This is a genomic window from Floricoccus penangensis (genome assembly GCF_001832885.1).
GTDB lineage: Bacteria > Bacillota > Bacilli > Lactobacillales > Streptococcaceae > Floricoccus > Floricoccus penangensis.
The window spans coordinates 1-2,586 of record NZ_MKIQ01000011.1 but is presented as its reverse complement, the minus strand read 5'-3'; the positions used below and the strand labels follow the sequence as shown (position 1 = coordinate 2,586).

The 2,586-nt window shown below is 35.0% G+C and carries 3 protein-coding genes; all 3 read right to left on the bottom strand.

Features of this window, described 5'->3' with window-relative positions:
- Nucleotide 1 precedes the first annotated feature (1 nt).
- Genes rfbB through rfbA form a run of 3 tightly spaced genes read right to left on the bottom strand, consistent with a single transcriptional unit; the run spans nucleotide 2 to nucleotide 2,554 of the window.
- The gene (gene rfbB, locus BG262_RS03195) at nucleotides 2-1,039 is read right to left on the bottom strand and encodes a dTDP-glucose 4,6-dehydratase (protein ID WP_070787454.1); all 1,038 of its coding nucleotides are present in this window, start codon (nucleotides 1,037-1,039) and stop codon (nucleotides 2-4) included.
- Between the two features lie 48 nt (nucleotides 1,040-1,087).
- Nucleotides 1,088-1,681, bottom strand: a complete 594-nt coding sequence (locus BG262_RS03190; protein ID WP_070787453.1) for a dTDP-4-dehydrorhamnose 3,5-epimerase family protein — start codon at nucleotides 1,679-1,681, stop codon at nucleotides 1,088-1,090.
- A complete protein-coding gene (gene rfbA, locus BG262_RS03185; RefSeq protein WP_070787452.1) occupies nucleotides 1,682-2,554 on the bottom strand; it encodes a glucose-1-phosphate thymidylyltransferase RfbA in 873 nt (290 codons plus the stop codon).
- Nucleotides 2,555-2,586: the final 32 nt, after the last annotated feature.

Below are 2,586 nucleotides of genomic sequence, written 5' to 3'. Positions count from 1 at the left end.
TTTATTGATTATTCTTTGCGTAATTAGCTTCAACTTCTTCTTTCTCAGCTTTCCACCAATCTTCATGATTTGTATACCAGTTAATTGTATCAACTATTCCTTCTTCAAAATTAGTAAATTCCGGCTCCCAGCCTAATTCATCACGTAATTTTGTAGAATCAATAGCGTATCGCAAGTCATGACCTGCACGGTCTTGGACATGGTCATACGCATCAGGTTCTTGCCCCATTTTTTCTAAAATTAGCTCAAGAACTTCCTTATTATTTTTTTCTCCATCTGCTCCAATTAAGTAAGTTTCACCTTTTTGACCTTTGGTCAAAATAGTCCAAACTGCAGAAGAATGATCATTAGTGTGGATCCAGTCACGAACGTTTTTTCCATCTCCATATAATTTTGGTTTAATCCCACTCAAAATATTAGTAATTTGACGAGGTATGAATTTTTCAATGTGTTGATAAGGACCATAGTTATTAGAACAATTAGAAATTGTCGCATCTAATCCAAATGATCTAACCCAGGCACGAACTAATAAGTCTGAACCTGCTTTTGTAGATGAGTATGGACTTGATGGGTTATATGGAGTTTTATCAGTAAATTTTTCTCCCTCTCCTTCACCATGACCAGGTAAGTCTTCACGTAATGGAAGATCTCCATATACTTCATCAGTTGAAACGTGATGGAAACGAATTCCATATTTACGGGCTGCTTCAAGCAAGGTAAAAGTTCCAACTAGGTTTGTTTGAATAAAGGGACTTGGATCTTTAAGCGAATTATCATTATGACTCTCTGCAGCATAATGTACAATTGCATCTGCTTTTGATGTAACTCTATCTACAACATCAGCATCCGCAATGTCACCAACAACTAACTCAACTCTATCACCTAGAATCTCTTCTATATTAGCTTTGTTTCCTGCATAAGTTAATTTATCAAGAACCGTAATATGTACATCTGGATAATTATTATATACATAGTGGACAAAATTACTTCCGATGAAGCCAGCTCCACCTGTTACTACTATATTTTTATATTCAGTCATTTTTCTAATACTTCTTTCAACTATTTAATTTTTTTAAATTCTATATGTCTATAGTTCTTCTTTTTTTAGCGGAACTACATCTTTTAAAGGTGGATGATTCTCATCTGCTTCTGAAACTTCTGCAACTTCAAGATTTTCCCATTTAATGCCTAATGTTGGGTCTGCATAATTTACAAATGCATATTTTGGTTTAAGTTCTAAGGCCCAGTAATCATTCACAAGATAGCTATAAGAAACTTTATCGCTTAAAACCTGAAATCCATTGGCAACCCCACGTGGTACAAAGATACCTTTGCTTGCATCAATTTTAGTTTGATAAACATTACCAAAAGTATCACCTTCACGTAAATCTACCCAAGATCCAAGTACTTGACCTTCGTCAGCTACTGAAATATATTTATCCCACGGCTCTGCATGAAGACCACGCAAAACATTTTTCCTAGAAAAAGATACATTATTTTGTAATTTCCCTTCAGCAAAGAACGATTCAGGAAAACCTAGAGGTAGCATTTTTTCTTTTTGAAAATTTTCTTTAAACCATCCACGATTATCTCCGTGGACGGGTATATCAAATTCCAACATTCCTGGAATTTCTTCTATTTTTTTTGATTTTAATGTCTTCCCAAAAAATTCTTCAGTCATCTAAGCTTCTTCCTCTATTAATCTTAACAAGTATTGACCATACTCATTTTTCTTAAGTGGTTGTGCAAGTTGACGAACTTGATCGGCAGAAATATATCCCATACGATAAGCTATCTCTTCAAGGTTAGCTACTTGAACACTTTGCATACGTTGAACTGTCTCGATATATTGAGCCGCCTCCAACAAGCTTTCGTGTGTTCCTGTATCAAGCCATGCAAATCCACGCCCCATTAACTCTACATCTAAATCCCCACGATTTAAATAAGCTGCATTTACATCAGTAATTTCAAGTTCTCCTCGAGGACTTGGTGCAATATTTTTGGCAATGTCTACAACATCATTATCATAGAAATATAAACCTGTAATTGCATAATTTGATTTAGGTTCCTTAGGTTTTTCTTCAACAGATATCGCTTTCATATTCTCATCAAATTCCACGACACCAAAGCGTTCTGGATCTTTAACTAAGTATCCAAATACTGTTGCTCCACTTTCTTTTGTGGCTGCTTTCTGAAGCATCTTAGAAAGACCTGGACCATGATAAATATTATCTCCTAAGATTAAAGCTACGGAATCGTCTCCAATAAACTCTTCTCCGATGATAAAGGCTTGAGCTAATCCGTCTGGACTTGGTTGTTCAGCATAAGATAGATTAATCCCGAATTCACTTCCATCTTGAAGTAATTCCTTAAATCTTGGTAAATCTTGTGGAGTAGAAATTATTAGTATATCTTTAATCCCTGCTAACATCAATGTTGATAATGGATAATAAATCATCGGTTTATCATAAACCGGCATAAGTTGTTTACTTGCAGCACGAGTAATTGGATATAAACGTGTTCCTGAACCGCCTGCTAAAATAATTCCTTTCATATTCACCTCTTTTTTTAAAAGTCATTCTTTAA